This window comes from Vibrio coralliirubri (assembly GCF_024347375.1).
Taxonomy (GTDB): Bacteria; Pseudomonadota; Gammaproteobacteria; order Enterobacterales; family Vibrionaceae; genus Vibrio; species Vibrio coralliirubri.
This window is the reverse complement of sequence record NZ_AP025470.1, coordinates 358,817-375,563: the sequence shown is the minus strand read 5'-3', so window position 1 is coordinate 375,563 and position 16,747 is coordinate 358,817. Positions and strand designations below refer to the sequence as shown.

18 protein-coding genes and 1 riboswitch are annotated in these 16,747 nt (G+C 45.3%); of the genes, 11 read left to right on the top strand and 7 right to left on the bottom strand.

All coding sequences use genetic code 11. From position 1 onward, the window contains the following. Position 1: 1 nt before the first annotated feature. The 7 genes from lptB (at position 2) to mgtE (ending at position 5,708) form a co-directional block, all read left to right on the top strand. Positions 2-727 (top strand): LPS export ABC transporter ATP-binding protein, encoded by a 726-nt coding sequence (gene lptB / locus OCV20_RS01800; RefSeq protein ID WP_004735304.1) that lies wholly within the window; start codon positions 2-4, stop codon positions 725-727. Between the two features lie 54 nt (positions 728-781). After that, a complete protein-coding gene (locus OCV20_RS01795; protein WP_086775225.1) occupies positions 782-2,242 on the top strand; it encodes an RNA polymerase factor sigma-54 in 1,461 nt (486 codons plus the stop codon). 62 nt (positions 2,243-2,304) lie between these two features. Then, complete coding sequence (gene hpf, locus OCV20_RS01790) at positions 2,305-2,592, top strand: ribosome hibernation promoting factor (protein WP_009847742.1); 288 nt, start codon at positions 2,305-2,307, stop codon at positions 2,590-2,592. Position 2,593: 1 nt separating this feature from the next. Then, a complete protein-coding gene (gene ptsN, locus OCV20_RS01785) occupies positions 2,594-3,052 on the top strand; it encodes a PTS IIA-like nitrogen regulatory protein PtsN (protein ID WP_048605899.1) in 459 nt (152 codons plus the stop codon). 4 nt (positions 3,053-3,056) lie between these two features. After that, entirely contained in the window at positions 3,057-3,926 is an 870-nt protein-coding gene (rapZ, locus tag OCV20_RS01780) for an RNase adapter RapZ (protein WP_048612605.1), read from the top strand. A 2-nt stretch (positions 3,927-3,928) separates the two neighbouring features. Then, positions 3,929-4,204, top strand: coding sequence for an HPr family phosphocarrier protein (locus tag OCV20_RS01775; RefSeq protein ID WP_017066670.1), 276 nt, complete (start codon positions 3,929-3,931; stop codon positions 4,202-4,204). 148 nt (positions 4,205-4,352) lie between these two features. Further along, positions 4,353-5,708, top strand: coding sequence for a magnesium transporter (mgtE, locus tag OCV20_RS01770; RefSeq protein ID WP_048605905.1), 1,356 nt, complete (start codon positions 4,353-4,355; stop codon positions 5,706-5,708). A 78-nt stretch (positions 5,709-5,786) separates the two neighbouring features. Here mgtE and pmbA read toward each other — a convergent pair whose 3' ends face one another. Next, on the bottom strand, positions 5,787-7,130 hold the full coding sequence (gene pmbA, locus OCV20_RS01765) for a metalloprotease PmbA (protein WP_017058910.1): 1,344 nt from the start codon (positions 7,128-7,130) through the stop codon (positions 5,787-5,789). 118 nt (positions 7,131-7,248) lie between these two features. Here pmbA and yjgA point away from each other — a divergent pair, with 118 nt between their 5' ends. After that, the gene (gene yjgA / locus OCV20_RS01760; RefSeq protein WP_017058909.1) at positions 7,249-7,773 is read left to right on the top strand and encodes a ribosome biogenesis factor YjgA; all 525 of its coding nucleotides are present in this window, start codon (positions 7,249-7,251) and stop codon (positions 7,771-7,773) included. 108 nt (positions 7,774-7,881) lie between these two features. Here the strand turns inward: yjgA and thiQ are convergent, their stop codons facing one another. The 5 genes from thiQ to mpl all read right to left on the bottom strand — a co-directional run bounded on the left by thiQ (position 7,882) and on the right by mpl (position 13,521). Continuing rightward, the gene (gene thiQ, locus OCV20_RS01755; RefSeq protein WP_048618652.1) at positions 7,882-8,586 is read right to left on the bottom strand and encodes a thiamine ABC transporter ATP-binding protein; all 705 of its coding nucleotides are present in this window, start codon (positions 8,584-8,586) and stop codon (positions 7,882-7,884) included. Then, complete coding sequence (thiP, locus tag OCV20_RS01750) at positions 8,586-10,199, bottom strand: thiamine/thiamine pyrophosphate ABC transporter permease ThiP (protein WP_162290818.1); 1,614 nt, start codon at positions 10,197-10,199, stop codon at positions 8,586-8,588. The genes thiQ and thiP overlap by 1 nt, the downstream gene beginning before the upstream one ends. Positions 10,200-10,291: 92 nt before the next feature. Further along, positions 10,292-11,284: a thiamine ABC transporter substrate binding subunit gene (gene thiB, locus OCV20_RS01745; protein WP_086775226.1), complete on the bottom strand. Its 993-nt coding sequence runs from the start codon at positions 11,282-11,284 to the stop codon at positions 10,292-10,294. Positions 11,285-11,337: 53 nt separating this feature from the next. Continuing rightward, positions 11,338-11,457: riboswitch (TPP riboswitch) on the bottom strand. 43 nt (positions 11,458-11,500) lie between these two features. Further along, on the bottom strand, positions 11,501-12,124 hold the full coding sequence (locus tag OCV20_RS01740; protein WP_016787846.1) for a flavin prenyltransferase UbiX: 624 nt from the start codon (positions 12,122-12,124) through the stop codon (positions 11,501-11,503). 38 nt (positions 12,125-12,162) lie between these two features. Further along, the gene (mpl, locus tag OCV20_RS01735) at positions 12,163-13,521 is read right to left on the bottom strand and encodes a UDP-N-acetylmuramate:L-alanyl-gamma-D-glutamyl-meso-diaminopimelate ligase (protein ID WP_048618646.1); all 1,359 of its coding nucleotides are present in this window, start codon (positions 13,519-13,521) and stop codon (positions 12,163-12,165) included. 270 nt (positions 13,522-13,791) lie between these two features. Between mpl and fbp the strand changes: the two genes are divergently transcribed. The 3 genes from fbp to OCV20_RS01720 all read left to right on the top strand — a co-directional run bounded on the left by fbp (position 13,792) and on the right by OCV20_RS01720 (position 16,244). Then, positions 13,792-14,802: a class 1 fructose-bisphosphatase gene (fbp, locus tag OCV20_RS01730; protein ID WP_017097551.1), complete on the top strand. Its 1,011-nt coding sequence runs from the start codon at positions 13,792-13,794 to the stop codon at positions 14,800-14,802. 93 nt (positions 14,803-14,895) lie between these two features. After that, on the top strand, positions 14,896-15,405 hold the full coding sequence (locus OCV20_RS01725) for a helix-turn-helix domain-containing protein (RefSeq protein WP_086774936.1): 510 nt from the start codon (positions 14,896-14,898) through the stop codon (positions 15,403-15,405). Next, positions 15,402-16,244, top strand: a complete 843-nt coding sequence (locus tag OCV20_RS01720; protein ID WP_108721729.1) for an IS3 family transposase — start codon at positions 15,402-15,404, stop codon at positions 16,242-16,244. The genes OCV20_RS01725 and OCV20_RS01720 overlap by 4 nt, the downstream gene beginning before the upstream one ends. Before the next feature lie 76 nt (positions 16,245-16,320). Here the strand turns inward: OCV20_RS01720 and OCV20_RS01715 are convergent, their stop codons facing one another. Continuing rightward, positions 16,321-16,674 carry a gamma-glutamylcyclotransferase family protein gene (locus OCV20_RS01715; RefSeq protein WP_086775419.1) on the bottom strand — a complete coding sequence of 118 codons (354 nt, stop codon included), beginning with the start codon at positions 16,672-16,674 and terminating at the stop codon, positions 16,321-16,323. Positions 16,675-16,747 lie beyond the last annotated feature (73 nt).

The following is a 16,747-nucleotide window of genomic DNA, read 5'->3' as shown; positions in this document are numbered from 1 at the left end:
GATGGCTGTTCTTAAAGCAAAAAACCTAGCGAAAACCTACAGTAAACGTAAGGTTGTGACCGATGTAAGCTTACAGGTAGAGTCAGGCCAGATCGTCGGTCTGCTTGGACCTAACGGTGCCGGTAAAACCACGTCTTTCTATATGATTGTTGGTCTAGTTGCGCGTGATGAAGGTACCATCAGCATTGATGACCGAGACATCAGTATCTTGCCAATGCACAGCCGTTCTCGTCTTGGTATCGGTTACCTGCCTCAAGAAGCATCGATTTTCCGTAAGTTGTCTGTAGAGAACAACATCATGGCGGTTTTACAAACCCGTGATGAAATGACCAACGAGCAACGCCAAGATAAGCTGGAAGACCTGCTAGAAGAGTTCCACATCCAACATATCCGCACCAGTAATGGTATGGCTCTGTCGGGTGGTGAGCGTCGTCGTGTTGAGATTGCTCGTGCACTCGCAGCAAACCCGCAGTTCATTCTATTGGATGAACCATTCGCCGGTGTTGACCCGATCTCAGTAATCGATATCAAAAAAATCATTGTTCACCTGCGCGATCGCGGCTTGGGCGTTTTGATTACCGACCACAACGTTCGTGAAACATTAGACGTGTGTGAAAAAGCTTACATCGTAAGCCAAGGACACCTGATCGCTGAGGGTACTCCTGAAGATGTTCTCAATAACGAACAAGTTAAACAAGTTTATCTAGGCGAACAATTCCGTCTATGATTATATAGAGAGTATCGAGAGTTCTAAGAATAATAACTAGGTAAGTCACACTGAATGAAACCCTCATTACAACTTAAGCTAGGCCAACAGTTAGCAATGACTCCTCAATTGCAGCAAGCGATTCGTTTGTTGCAATTGTCTACTTTAGATTTGCAACAAGAGATTCAAGAAGCACTTGAATCTAACCCACTACTCGATGTCGAAGAAGGCAATGAAGATACGCCAACATCGGAAGAAAAACCTAGCAGTGACGAAAAAGAAGCAGTTGAAGCCACAGAGCAAGACTTACCTGATAGCTCAGACTTAATCGAAAAATCAGAGATTGGCAACGAACTAGAAATCGACACAACTTGGGAAGACGTCTACAGCGCAAACACCGGTAATACGGGTATTGCGATTGATGACGACATGCCGGTTTATCAAGGCGAAACGACTCAAAGCCTGCACGATTACCTACTTTGGCAACTCGACTTAACACCATTCACTGACACTGACCGAAGCATCGCTTTTGCATTAATAGATGCTATCGATGACCATGGCTACCTCACTGTAACTTGTGAAGACATCCTTGAAAACTTCGACAATGAAGAGATCGAGCTTGATGAAATTGAAGCCGTACGTAAACGAATTCAGCAGTTTGACCCGCTAGGTGTTGGTTCAGTCAATCTGCAAGATTGCTTGTTACTGCAACTGGCAACCTTCCCCCAAGATACGCCTTGGCTCAACGAAGCTAAGTTAGTACTTACTAGCCATATCGACCAACTCGGCAACCGCGATTACAAACTGGTTATCAAAGAGACCAAGTTGAAAGAAGCAGAACTACGTGAAGTTTTGCAGCTTATTCAACAGCTGGACCCTCGCCCTGGCAGTAAGATTACCCCGGATGAAACTGAGTATGTGGTTCCGGATGTATCTGTCTTCAAAGACCTTGGCAAATGGTTAGTGACCATTAACCCTGATAGCGTTCCTAAGTTGAAAGTGAATCAGCAGTACGCTGATCTGGGCAGTAAAGGCAACAGCGCCGACAATCAATACATCCGCTCAAATTTGCAAGAAGCAAAGTGGCTAATTAAAAGCCTAGAGAGCCGAAATGAGACGCTACTCAAAGTTGCGCGATGCATTGTTGAACATCAGCGTGATTTCTTCGAACATGGCGAAGAAGCGATGAAGCCAATGGTTCTTAATGATGTTGCGTTAGCTGTTGATATGCACGAATCCACGATCTCTCGTGTGACGACTCAAAAATTCATGCATACACCACGTGGCATCTTCGAACTCAAATACTTTTTCTCAAGCCATGTCAGCACTGACAATGGCGGTGAATGTTCATCTACAGCAATTCGCGCACTCATTAAGAAGCTTGTCGCAGCGGAAAACACCGCGAAGCCTCTAAGTGATAGTAAGATTGCTGCTTTACTGGCTGACCAAGGAATTCAGGTAGCTAGACGTACCATAGCGAAATACCGTGAGTCTCTGGGCATTGCCCCATCGAGTCAGCGTAAACGCCTGCTATAAGCTCATTTAGTCGCTAGTTACTTAGCAACTATAATCAGGCAACCAACTGAAAAGGAAAGTCTATGCAAATCAATATTCAAGGCCATCACGTTGATCTTACCGATTCAATGCAAGACTATGTTCACACCAAATTCGACAAACTTGAGCGCTTCTTTGATCATATCAATAGCGTTCAGGTTGTTTTAAAAGTTGAGAAAATCAATCAAATCGCAGAAGCTACCCTGCATATAAATCAGGGGGAAATCCATGCTACAGCAACAGATGAAAGCATGTATGCCGCGATTGATTCATTGGTTGATAAACTCGTCCGCCAACTCAACAAGCACAAAGAAAAGCTAAGTAGTCACTAACATGCAATTAAGCGAAGTACTTTCATTGGACTGCACCAAAAGTGCAGTCCAATGCACAAGCAAAAAAAGAGCCCTTGAGCTCATCAGTCAGATCGCAGCAGAAAGCTGTGGTCAAGATTCAACAGAACTGTTTGAGTGCATGTTGAGCCGTGAAAAAATGGGCAGTACAGGTATTGGTAATGGCATTGCTATTCCTCACGCTCGTATGAATGTCAGTGATAAAGCGATTGCTGTATTACTGCAATGCCAAGATCCCATCGAATTTGATGCGATTGATAATCGTCCTGTCGACCTACTATTTGCCCTGCTTGTTCCCAGTGAACAGTGCAAGGAGCATCTAAAAACCCTTTCTTGTATGGCAGAGCGACTCAACGACAAGCAGACTCTTAAACAGCTGCGTAATGCTCAAAGCGATCAAGAGCTTTACGACATCATGATTCAAGTGCCAACTTGCGAGTAATAACATGCGATTAATCGTTGTTAGTGGCCAATCGGGGGCCGGTAAGAGTGTTGCGCTGCGAGTCCTTGAAGACTTGGGGTACTACTGTGTCGATAACCTTCCAGTAAACCTGCTCAACGACTTCGTCGAATCAGTACGTGAGATCAATCAAAACGTCGCCGTTAGCATTGATATCCGTAACCTACCGAAAGAGCCTCAGTTAGTCACAGAGATGCTAGAACAGCTAGACTCTGCCACTAATATCGATGTGAACGTCTTATTCCTAGATGCGAGCAAGCAGACGTTACTCAAGCGCTACAGCGAAACACGCAGAATTCACCCTTTATCGATCGGCCAAGAAAAGCTCTCTCTTGAGCAAGCGATTGATTTAGAAAAGACACTCCTGACACCTCTCGCTGAGCACGCCAGCATTGTGATTGACAGTAGTGACTGCAACCTCTACGAATTGAGTGAAAAGGTTCGTTTTAAAGTTGAAGGCAAAGAGAAGCAAGAGCTGATTATTGTCTTTCAATCTTTCGGTTTTAAGTATGGCCTGCCAAGTGATGCCGACTACGTGTTTGATGTTCGCTTTTTGCCGAACCCTCACTGGGAACCCGCACTACGACCACTAACCGGTCTAGATGCTCCAATTCACTCTTTTCTTGAAGAACACTCAGAAGTTCTAGAGCTCAAGCAACAGATCCAAGGCTTTGTTGAACAGTGGTTACCAATGTTAGAGAAGAACAATCGCAGTTACCTAACGGTCGCGATTGGCTGTACTGGCGGCAAACACCGCTCGGTTTATCTAACTCAGAAAATTGGTGAGTACTTCGAGCAACTTGGCCATCAAGTTCAAATCAGACACGCCTCCCTAGAGAAGCACCAACAGGGCTAACCATGGAATTAACTCGAACTGTACTGATCCAAAACCGCTTGGGTCTTCACGCTAGAGCAGCCGTAAAGTTGGTTGAGCTTGCACAAAGCTTTGATGCAACCATCACGATCCATAGCGAAGAAGATAAAACAGCGACAGCAGACAGCGTAATGGGGTTACTTATGCTGGAATCAGCGCAAGGGCAACATATTACTATTCAAGCAGCAGGCACCGATTCACAGCAAGCACTGGATGCCGTCTGTCATCTCATTGAAGACAAGTTTGATGAGGGTGAGTAGCGAAAACGCTTCACTCGCAACGCCTAAGACTCAAACAACGAACCAACCAATATTAAATCTTAGTTCTAGCTAAGTTTATGATTTAAATAAGTCCCAGAATTAAGTTACTATTCCAACCATTGTTAGAATAATGAGATAGGAGGAAAATATGGCAGAGCAATTAGAATTCGACCAAGCTCACCAAACCCTCCAAGAAGTCAGCGAAGCCCTAGAAAACGGCCGATTTGTTCACGTACGCCGACAACTTCAGGACATGGAGCCTGAAGATATTGCACACCTTTTAGAAGCCTCCCCTCGCAAAAGTCGTGACGTACTCTGGCAACTCACCGATCCTGAAGACTACGGTGAAATTCTTGATGAACTAAACGAAGACGTCAAAGATGCTCTTGTGTCGAAAATGGCACCGGAGACCTTAGCAGAAGCAACTGAAGGTATGGAAACCGATGACGTCGCATACGTACTTCGAAGCCTACCCGACGATGTTTCTCGCGAAGTCCTTTCTCAAATGGACTCCGTCGATCGTGCATTAGTTGAAACTGCCCTGTCGTACCCTGAAGATTCAGCGGGTGCGATAATGAACACCGACGTAATCACAATTCGTGGTGATGTCGATGTTGACGTTGTATTGCGCTACATGCGTATGCGTGGCGAACTGCCTGATGCAACTGACGCTCTGTATGTTATTGATGAAGAAGAACGTCTTATCGGTAACCTATCGCTTACTACACTGGTAACGACTCAGCCTGATGTCGCAGTTTCCGAGGTGATGGAAGATGCAGACGAAGCGATCGCGGTTGAAACCAGCGCTTCCGACATTGCGAGCCTGTTCGAACGTCGTAATTGGGTTTCAGCGCCAGTAGTCGATAGCAATCAACATCTTGTTGGTCGTATCACCATCGATGACGTGGTTGATGTTATCCGTGAAGATGCCGAGCACTCAATGATGAGTATGGCGGGTATGGACGATGACGAAGATACCTTCGCACCAGTCGTAAAATCCGCTCGTCGTCGTAGTGTGTGGCTTGGTGCTAACGTTCTTGCTGCGCTGGCTGCCGCATCGGTATCGAATATGTTTGAAGCAACGCTCGACCAAATGGCAGCGATTGCGGTCCTGATGACTATTGTACCTTCAATGGGTGGTGTTGCCGGTAACCAAACCGTTGCTCTAGTGATTCGTGGTTTGGCACTCGGTCATATCGGTGATAGTAACAAACGCGAACTACTACTCAAAGAGGCGGCCATCGGCTTCCTAAACGGCGTGTTATGGGCTGTTATCATTGGTGGTATTGTGGTTGCTTGGAAAGGTAACTGGATACTGGGAGGTATCATCTCAGCGGCGATGATGACTAACTTGATTGTCGCAGGTATTGCTGGTGTAACTATCCCGGTAATGCTGAAAAAGATGAATATCGATCCAGCACTTGCGGGCGGTATGGCTCTGACCACAGTAACCGATGTTATTGGCCTATCGGTGTTCTTAGGCTTAGCAACCATACTTATCTAGCTTGATTACCGACTCGGTAAATACAAAAAGGGAGCCATTGGCTCCCTTTTTTAATTCATCAGATTCGCTTTAATTGAATTACTCACCCGCGACTTTCATCGACTCAAGCAGGATAGAACCCGTTTGAATTTGCGAACGTGTTTCTACGTCGTTACCCACAGCAACAATCTGAGTAAACATGTCTTTTAGGTTACCTGCGATTGTGACTTCTGAGACTGGGTATTGGATCTCTCCGTTCTCAACCCAGAAACCCGCAGCGCCACGAGAGTAATCACCCGTTACGGTATTAACGCCTTGGCCCATCACTTCAGTCACTAGGAAACCCGTACCCAACTCTTTTAACATCTGCTCAAAGTTTTGGCCGGTCGATTTAACGAACCAGTTATGAATACCACCCGCATGGCCTGTTGGTGTCATGTCCATTTTACGTGCTGCGTAACTCGTCAGTAGATAAGTTGCCAGAACACCATCAGTGATGATTTCGCGATCTTGAGTGAACACGCCTTCGCTATCAAATGGGCTTGAAGCCAAACCACGCAGGATATGTGGTCGCTCAGAAATGTTAAACCAGTCAGGTAAGATTTTCTGACCTAGATGATCCAATAAGAACGATGACTTGCGGTAAAGGTTACCGCCACTGATCGCCATCACAAGGTGACCAATCAAGCCAGTCGCAACATCATTAGCGAACATAATTGGGTATTGGCCTGTTGGTAGCTTTTTCGCATCCAAACGGCTAATGGTCTTTTCTGCTGCTTCTTGACCTACGCGCTCAGGCGTCCATAGCTCATCACGGTGACGTGCAACGGTGTAGCTGTAGTCACGCTCCATCTCACCGTTAGCGCCTTGTCCAATTACACAGCAGCTCGTGCTATGGCGACTAGAAGCATAGCTTGCTAGTAAGCCATGGCTGTTACCATAAACCTTAACGCCATAGTGGCTGTCATAGCTTGCGCCATCACTCTGTTTGATCTTGTCGCTATAAGCTAACGCTTGCTTCTCAGCAGCAATCGCAATCTCAGCGGCATAGTCAGGGTTTGGTTCATCAGGGTGAAAAAGATCCAAGTCTGGAATTTCTTTTACCATGTATTCTTTTGCTGCAGGACCTGCAAAAGGGTCCTCAGACGTGTACTGAGCGATATCAAGCGCAGCCGCGACTGTTTGAGCAATAGCCTTTTCACTCAGATCAGATGTAGATGCGCTGCCTTTTTTCTGGCCGCGATAAACAGTAATACCTAGCGCACCATCGCTGTTAAATTCAACGTTTTCCACTTCACACATACGTGTTGAAACACTTAAACCCGTTGACTTAGTAATAGCGACCTCAGCTGCGTCTGCACTCACTGATGCCATATCCAACGCTTTAGCTACTGCGGCTTCTAGCTCAACTCTTTGCTGGGCGACTTGCTGTTTTACATCCATATCTATTCTAATTTTTTAGGTCAATATTACGTAGGATAACAAGAATTTCGCTTTCTCCCCAAGATTCTTGCTAAAATAGGCAATATATTCGTTTGAGATAGTGACATAGGCAGAAAAGATGGCTCGCAAAAACCAAAAAGCCCCATGGGAACCAGAAGAAGAAATCATCTGGGTAAGTAAGACAGAAATGAAAACGGACATGGATGCCCTGCAAAAGCTGGGAGAAGAGCTTGTTGGTCTAAAGCCTTCTGTATTAGACAAATTTCCGCTGTCTGAAGATTTGGCACAAGCGATTAAAGATGCACAACGCTTTAAAAATGAAGCGAAGCGTCGTCAACTTCAATACATTGGTAAAGTAATGCGTAATGTCGATCCTGAGCCAATTCAAGCGGCTTTGGATAAAGTACGTAACAAACACTCACAAGCAACAGCTGAGCTACATAAGCTTGAACAACTGCGTGATCGTGTTGTTGCTGAAGGTGATGCGGCTATTTCAGAAGTAATGGAAATGTACCCTGAAGCAGACCGTCAGCGTCTTCGTCAGCTAGCTCGCCAAGCTAACAAAGAGAAATCAGCGAACAAGCCTGCAAAGTCTTCTCGTGAGATCTTCCAAATCTTAAAAGAGCTAAAGCTAGAAGACTAATCGTTATCTCGCTTTACTCATAGAGTGAATAAAAGACCTAGCACATGCTAGGTCTTTTTGTTTTCTACGTACTCAATATCAGAGAGATTAACCAGGAGTGATGAATCGTCACTCACCCGCTTTAACAAATGAGCTTAACTCTGCCTGTGGATGATCCGCCGTCAGTGCCTCTATCGAGTCTTCAACCAACACCTTGCCTAGCGCCACAAACACAAACTTATTTGCGATACTGCGTGCGTCACCTAAATGGTGAGTCACCATCAAGACCGTAATATTTCGCTCTGCCGCTAATCGCTTCACTAAGCTAAGCATCTCTTCGCGAAGCAAAGGGTCAAGCGCAGAGAAAGGTTCATCAAGTAACCAAATATCATGAGGCTGAACAAAACAACGCGCTAGTGCGACACGCTGGCGTTGACCACCGGATAAGTGCTCAGGCAATCTATCCAAATACTCAGCAACACCAACTTGTGCTGCGGCTTGCTCCACAGCTTGCTTTTGGGCTGCAGTAAGCTTTAAACCTGGATGCAGACCTAAGCCAATATTTTCTCGCACCGTAAGGTGAGCAAACAGGTTGTGCTCTTGAAACAACATCGCCAATGGGCGCTGATGTGCTTCTTTACCAATAAGCGATTGCCCAGCCACTGAGATCTCACCCGATGTAGGTTCGATGAAACCAGCAACTAGCGCCAACAGTGTAGATTTACCCGCACCACTCGGCCCCATAAGCGCAACAATATCGCCCTGCTCAGCTTGAAAATCAAAGCTAAACAACTCTCTGTGATAGTGGTAATCCACATCTTTCATCACTAACATCATCGGTTCCTTAATTCTTTAGCATCGAGCTTAGATCTTCGAGTAAATAAAAATTCTATTAAGCTAAAACTGCCGACACTCAGTAACAGTAAGCTCACAGAAACTACCGCCGCCGCTTCCATTTGATAGCTGCCTAACAATTGGAATAGGTACAAAGGCAGAGTTCTAAAATCTTGGCTACCAAACAAAGCAATCGCGCTTAAGTCACCCATCGCCAACATAAAGCTGATCGAAAACGCTTGTGCCATCGGCTTACGCAATGCGCGCCACTCCACTAGCCTAAAACGCGTGAAACCTGTCATACCCAAGCTTGCACACACATACTGGTACTGCTGAGATAAGTGCAGCATAGGTTGAGCCAAGGTTTTAATTACGTAAGGCAGCGCCATTAAACTATTGACGGCAATCACGATAAAGAAAGCTAAACTGAATACATCGGTGAATGAACGCAGTAATAAGAAGATACCCGTACTGATCACCAGCCCCGGAGTCACTAAGATAATAGTGCCAATCAGCTCGATTTTATCGGCTCGAAAATTCTTGTTCTGTAAACGCCATGCTCGGCTAGTCAGCAGTATGGCGATACCAATACCAACTGCGATAACACTTGCTAATGACGCGACTTTAACCGAGGTCATTAACGCCGCCCAAAACGGCTCGCTGCTGAGTACGGTTAATGCCTGCGAGTTAATTCCACTGACGATAACCATAGCTAATGGCGGCAATACCAGCATTGAGACTATGATGATCCAAAAGCTATCCCAAGCTTTTGACCACCAGCTGTCCTTAACCAAATATTTCTCTTCCGACAGCTGACTAGCCGTCACTGAAATAGGCTTCGATAGGCGTTGAATGCTCACCGCTAGCACACCACACAGCAGCATTTGCCATATCGCGAGCAAGGCACCAGCTTGAAGGTCAAAGTCGAATTTAATCGCCTGATAAATAGCGAGCTCGATAGTGGTTGATTTAGGTCCACCGCCTAGCGCCATCACGGTAGCAAAGCTGGTAAAACACAACATGAAGACTAAGCCACACACATGTGGTAATTGCTGTCTTAAGCGAGGCCATTCAACCCATCTGAATTTGTTCCAATGACTCATACCCAAGTGAGCACAAAGCTTGTGTTGCTCGGCAGGCACCGTATCTAAGGCTTGTAAAAGTAAGCGACTGGCATAAGGCAAGTTAAAGAAAACGTGCGCCAGCAAAATACCATTCAATCCATATATGGAAAATGGTAATTCAATATCGAAGTTCGCCAAAAACTTAGCTAACCAACCACTATTGCCATAGATCGCAAGTAAGCCAAATACACCGACTAACACCGGCAGGACTAAGGTCGACGCGAACAGCCTTAACAACAAAGCGCGTCCCAAAAATTGTCTACGACACAGCGCATGAGCAATAGGTATAGCAAAGCCAACACTCAGCGCCGTTGAGAGTGTCGCCTGATAAAAACTGAATTTCGTTACATGCCAATAATAGGGATCGGACCATACTTGGCTGATATCAAGAGAAGGGGCATTGCTAAGCAATGCCCCAACCGCTGAAACCACGAAGGCGGTAATGAGTATCGCTACCCAAATCCCAACCTTAGGTGTTTTCTTTATCATAGATTGATTCTTTACCGTAAATGGTTCGCTCAGTTAATCTCGAACAAACCTTTAAATACAGAAAGTTAGAACGCTAATTTTTTAAAAGCAAATTAAAAAGTAAGTGCACTCTGCCATTCACGAATCCAAGGCTTACGCTTCTCGGCGATCTCTTCTGAGCTAAAGCTCAGCGCTTTCTGAGGAACTGTAAGTTGCTCAAACCCTTTTGGTAACTCAACATCCGTCACTGGGTACATCCAGTTACCTGTTGGCATCGCCGATTGGAATTCATCACTTAGGATAAACGCCATAAACTCATCAGCAAGCTTTTCGTTCTTGCTGCCTTTAACCTTAGCGGCCACTTCCACTTGAGTGTAATGCCCTTCTTCGAAGCTTGCTGCTGCGTACTTAGAATCGCTCTCAGCAATAATGTGGTAAGCCGGAGACGTTGTGTAAGACAACACTAAATCCGACTCACCTTCTAGGAACATTGAGTAAGCTTCAGACCAGCCTTTGGTTACAGTCACTGTTTTCTGAGCAAGCTTCTTCCATGCTGCTGTCGCTTCATCACCGTATACTGATTTCATCCAAAGCATCATGCCTTGCCCTGGTGTTGATGTACGTGGGTCTTGGTAGGTAACCTTGAGATCATCACGCTGCTCAACCAACTCTTTAAGGCTCTTCGGTGGGTTTGCCAACTTCTCTTTGTTGTAAACAAAAGCAAAGTAGCCAAAGTCATAGGGTACAAAAGTGCTGTCGTTCCAACCATTAGGCAGTGTTACTGATGAAGTATCAACATTATGCTCAGCCAATAAGCCCGTCGCTTTCGCTTCAGCCATCAGGTTGTTGTCGAGACCGAGCAAGATATCGGCTTTGCTGTTTCCGCCCTCAAGACGTAAACGGTTCAGGATAGACACGCCGTCTTCTAGAGCGACAAAATTCACATCACAACCACACTTCTCTTCGAATGCTTTTTCAACGGCAGGACGAGGGCCCCAATCCGCAGCAAAAGAGTCATAGGTGTATACGGTCAAAGTGTTGTCTGCAGCAAAGGCAGAAAAAGAAATAGCTGTAGTAACAGCAAGAGTAGTTAATGTGAATTTCACTGGACGCTCTCCATGGTCTGAGCGGCACAGGTTTGAGGGAGGAGAACGGTAGAGGTTGTTCCTAACTCAATTCCTACGCCAGCATTATCTGGTTCAGGTTTACGGGTCCCAAGCATCTGCTTGATCTCAGCTAGCATTCATTATTTGAATGGTTCGCTCCCCGATGAGTGTTCAGAATTGTAATTTGATTTTTAACAATAAGCTATCAAGTTTAGATCAATTACGTTGATCGTAGCCCCAACGTGGCACTAAACCTTGTTCGATACCAAGGTGATCGAGAATACGCGCCACCATAAAGTCGACCAGATCTTCAATTGACTTAGGTTGATGATAAAAACCCGGAGCTGCAGGCATGATCGTCACGCCCATGGTCGAAAGTTTGTGCATGTTCTCTAAGTGCAACGTAGAAAATGGCGTCTCACGAACCACCAACAACAATTGGCCTCGCTCTTTCATGACCACATCTGCTGCTCGCTCAATCAGGTTGTCCGACAAGCCATGTGCAATCGAAGCCAAGCTTCCCGCGGAACATGGACAAACGACCATCTGCTTCGGTGCAGCTGAACCAGAGGCAACCGGCGAGAACCAATCATCTTTGCCACACACCACCAGCTTTTCAGGATCGCAGCCAAGATGTTTAACCAAAGCTTGTTTCGCTGCATCTGGCCCAGCAGGTAACTTAAGTTCATGCTCGGTCGCCAATACCACTCGCGCTGCCGATGAAATCAGCAAGTAGACCTGATAATCGGCTGCCAAAAGGCATTCAAGTAAACGCAGGCCATAAGGCGCACCGGATGCGCCAGTGAAAGCGAGGGTTATAGCTTTATCGTGTTTTGTCATGTTCTCAATTACTTCAAAATATAAGGTCGTGGATGCCGTTAGCCTTTGAGTGCCAACGCATCCAACAATTTCTGGTGAATACCACCAAAGCCACCATTACTCATTACTAAGATTTGGTCGCCCGCTTGTGCCTCTGAGACAATTCTAGCAACGAATGCATCCATGTCATCACTCACGTGTGCAGGTTGGTGACAAGCGTCTGCAACATCTTGAACTGACCAATCAATGTTATCCGGTTGGAATAAGTAGGTAGAATCCGCCTGCTTCAACGAATCAGCCAAGGTTTCTTTATGCACACCACGCTTCATGGTGGCAGAACGAGGCTCTAAAACAGCAATGATTTTTTTCGTATCGACCTTATTACGTAAGCCACCCAGAGTAAGTTCAATCGCTGTAGGATGATGAGCAAAATCGTCATAGACAGAAACACCTGCCACTTCGCCTTTAAACTCCAAACGACGCTTGGTATTAATGAAAGTCGCCAGTGATTCACATCCTAAGTCGGGTGTCACACCAACATGTCTTGCCGCCGCAATCGCCATCAAGGCATTACTTACGTTATGATCGCCAACCAAATCCCAGTCTACGGTTCCAACACATTCGTCTTGGAAATAGACCTCAAATTTGGAGCCATCTTTAACCAGTTTCTTAGCATCCCAATCGCCAAGTTCGCCGCTCGATTCAGTTTCGCTCCAGCAACCGCGAGCTAAAACATCTTGAATAGCGGTATCCTGCTTAGGTGAGAAAATGCGACCATTGCTTGGCACAGTACGCACCAAATGATGGAATTGTCGCTTAATCGCTTCAAGATCGTCAAAGATGTCCGCATGATCGAACTCTAGGTTATTCATCACCAAGGTTCTTGGGTGGTAATGAACGAACTTAGATCGTTTATCGAAAAAAGCACTGTCGTATTCGTCGGCTTCTACCACGAAGAACATACTTTCACCAAGGCGAGCAGAGATACCAAAGTTACCCAACACTCCGCCAACTAAGAAGCCCGGTGCATAGCCACAGTCTTCCAAGATCCAAGCCAACATGCTTGATGTCGTGGTCTTACCGTGCGTTCCCGATACCGCTAACACCCAACGGTCATGCAGCAGGAACTCTTGCAACCACTGGGGACCAGAGGTGTATCTAAGGTTGTTATCCAACACATACTCAACACACGGATTACCGCGGCTCATTGCGTTACCGATAACCACGAGATCTGGCCTTGGTTCTAATTGGCTAGGGTCGAACCCTTCAATAATTTCAATCCCTTGTGATTCCAACAAGGTGCTCATTGGTGGGTAAACATTCGCGTCACTACCCGTAACCTTGTGACCTAATTGACGAGCCAATACCGCAGCACCACCCATGAAGGTGCCACAAATTCCTAAGATATGAATATGCATAAATTGCTTCCAAACGCTTGGCTAAATAAACGATGCCTAATTAAAACGGCTTGCACTCATTATCATTAAATGGCGATTAAAAGCGAGCGGCAATGCAAAACAAATTGAGTCGACATAGTAAGTGAGATCTGTGTCGCTTAGTTCATTACCATTAAAAAGATCTAACCTTTAGAATTTAGGTAAGCGTCTAGATGAATAAAGCCCACTCAAGAGGCCGAATCTACAGTGCTCAAATCCCCCCTAATATTGAGAGAAGTTTAAGGAAATAACATGTCTGAGATGCGCACCCTTGGTGAGTTCATTGTTGAGAAACAGAGTGACTTCCCCCATGCAAGCGGTGATCTATCATCCCTTTTGTCGTCTATTCGACTTGCTGCAAAAATTGTTAACCGTGAGATCAACAAGGCTGGCCTAGTCGACATCACTGGCGCTGTTGGTACAGACAACGTGCAAGGTGAAGAGCAACAAAAGCTAGACCTTTACGCGAACGACAAATTTAAAGCGGCTCTAGAAGCTCGTGACCAAGTTTGTGGTGTTGCAAGTGAAGAAGAAGACGAAGCTGTCGCCTTCAATAAAGAGCTCAACAAAAACGCAAAATACGTTGTACTGATGGATCCACTTGATGGCTCTTCAAACATCGACGTGAATGTATCGGTTGGTACAATTTTCTCTATCTACCGTCGAGTATCACCGATCGGTACTCCACCAACACAAGAAGATTTCCTACAGCCAGGACACAAGCAAGTAGCCGCGGGTTACGTGATTTACGGTTCTTCAACCATGCTTGTATACACAACAGGTGCTGGCGTAAATGGCTTCACCTACGACCCATCACTGGGTACCTTCTGCCTATCTCATGAAAACATGATGATTCCAGACGAAGGTAAGATTTACTCAATCAACGAAGGTAACTACATCCGCTTCCCTACGGGTGTTAAGAAGTACATCAAGTACTGCCAAGAGAATGAGCCAAGCGACAACCGCCCTTACACATCACGTTACATCGGTTCTCTAGTTTCAGATTTCCACCGTAACCTGCTGAAAGGCGGCATCTACTTGTACCCAAGCACGCAAAGTCACCCTCAAGGTAAACTGCGCCTGCTTTACGAGTGCAACCCAATTGCTTTCCTTATGGAGCAAGCGGGCGGCATCGCTTCAGACGGTGCTCAACGTATCATGGATATCAAACCAACTGAACTGCACCAACGTGTACCTTTCTTTGTTGGTTCAACAGACATGGTTCGCAAAGTAGAAGAGTTTCTTGAGCTGAACCGAGACTAAACCTCTCGTTCATTTATCAAAATAGCGTCATTAAAAAAGCCAGCATTTGAACTGACCCCCAATAGTTGGACACCAATTATTGGGGGTCTTTTTATGTCCAAATATAGCCGAGAGCTAAAATGTATCATTGCTAAGCAATACTTAGATGGCACGTCATCTCTCTACTTAGCAAAACAATATTCAATTTCTTCAAGGCAGATACGGTATTGGGCTCAAGTCTTTGCCATCCATGGTACTGATTCATTTTTACCAACTAATCATGCCGCGACTGCTCAAACAAAACGAAAAGCATTGAATTTAATGTGGACGAATGAATGGTCTCTCACGCACACTAGCGCTGTATTAAACCTCTCATCCCCTGGAATACTCTCTGTCTGGCTTAAACGATTTAATGAGCTCGGTATCAAGGGGCTCGAAATGCGCCAGAAAGGAAGACCCTCAATGAAACAGCAACCTCAACGTACCACTAAGCCTGATAATGAAATGACACTTGAGGAGCTAAAAGAGGAGTTGGTCTACTTACGAACCGAGAATGCCGTTCTAAAAAAGTTGGAAGAGTTGGAGCAGAAAAAAAACCGTCGAACAAAGAAAAAGCGGTCATAGCTCTAACTCTTAAAGGCAAGTACCCATTAAAGCACTTACTGCACACTCTACAGTTGGCAAAAAGTGTCTTTTATTATCAGGCTCAAACGAGCAAGCGCCAAAATAGCTACGAACGTGAGCTGCGGTTGATAAAGTCAATTTATCATGAACATAAGGGGCGATACGGCTACCGCCGTATTCACTTGGAACTAAAGAATCAGGGGTTCGTGCTTAATCACAAAACGGTTCAAAGGCTTATGGCTCAGCTCAACCTTAAATCGACGGTCAGGATTAAAAAGTATCGTTCATACCGAGGAGAGTCAGGAAAAGCTGCTCCCAACGTTCTTGAAAGAGATTTTAGTGCGACTCAACCCGATGAAAAGTGGGTAACTGATGTCACGGAGTTCAAAGTCAAAGAGCAGAAAGTATACTTATCTCCCGTTGTCGACTTGTTTACTCAGGAGGTGGTTGCTTATAGAGTGGCCAAAAATGCCTGCTTGCCGCTTGTCACAGATATGCTGACGGAAGCTATATCAACGCTTAAACCCAACTCAAAGCCAATTATACATAGCGATCAAGGTTGGCAATATCGCCATCGACAGTATCAGAAAAAGGTAGCGGAGAGTGGGTTAACGCAAAGCATGTCGAGAAAAGGTAACTGCTTGGATAATGCTGTTGCTGAAAACTTTTTTGCTTTACTCAAAACCGAGATGTATCACAACCAAAGCTTTGAAGATGCAGATGCTCTGATAGAGCAGATTAAAGAATACATCGAGTACTACAATACCAAACGTATAAAAGTGAAACTAAAAGGCCTGACTCCGATAGAATATCGAACTCAGGCCTTGAAAGCCGCTTAACAGAAATGTCCAACTTTACGGGGTCACTTCAATTCACATGCTGGCTTTTTGTTTGATAACTCAGAATATATAGCGACTAAGCGTTGCTCCGCTTACACCAGTTACCCGAAAGTATTTCTTTATTAGCTGTTAGATCAAGCTGATACAAATATACCCATGCTAATCCAAATATAGTCTCTATTTGCTCGCGACGATACTCAACAGGAACATCTTCTAGCCGATCGAGCGACTCTAAAATTTCGTCGTTAATGATATAGACCTCACCAGCGACACTTTTCTTTCCAAAAATCATCGCTGGATAGGCACCTAAATCAAAAAGTGCGTATTCCTCAGGGGTGTCAAACCGTCCTAAACACTCACACTGTTTTAAATAGTGGTGATTGGACTGACCTTGTCTCAAGGTTCCATAAACAAAAACAAGATGCTGCATACGCCCTCCATGAGCCATTCTATTTGCATTCCAACCAATGGATAAAATCAGAGCGACTACAATTCAAACTGCT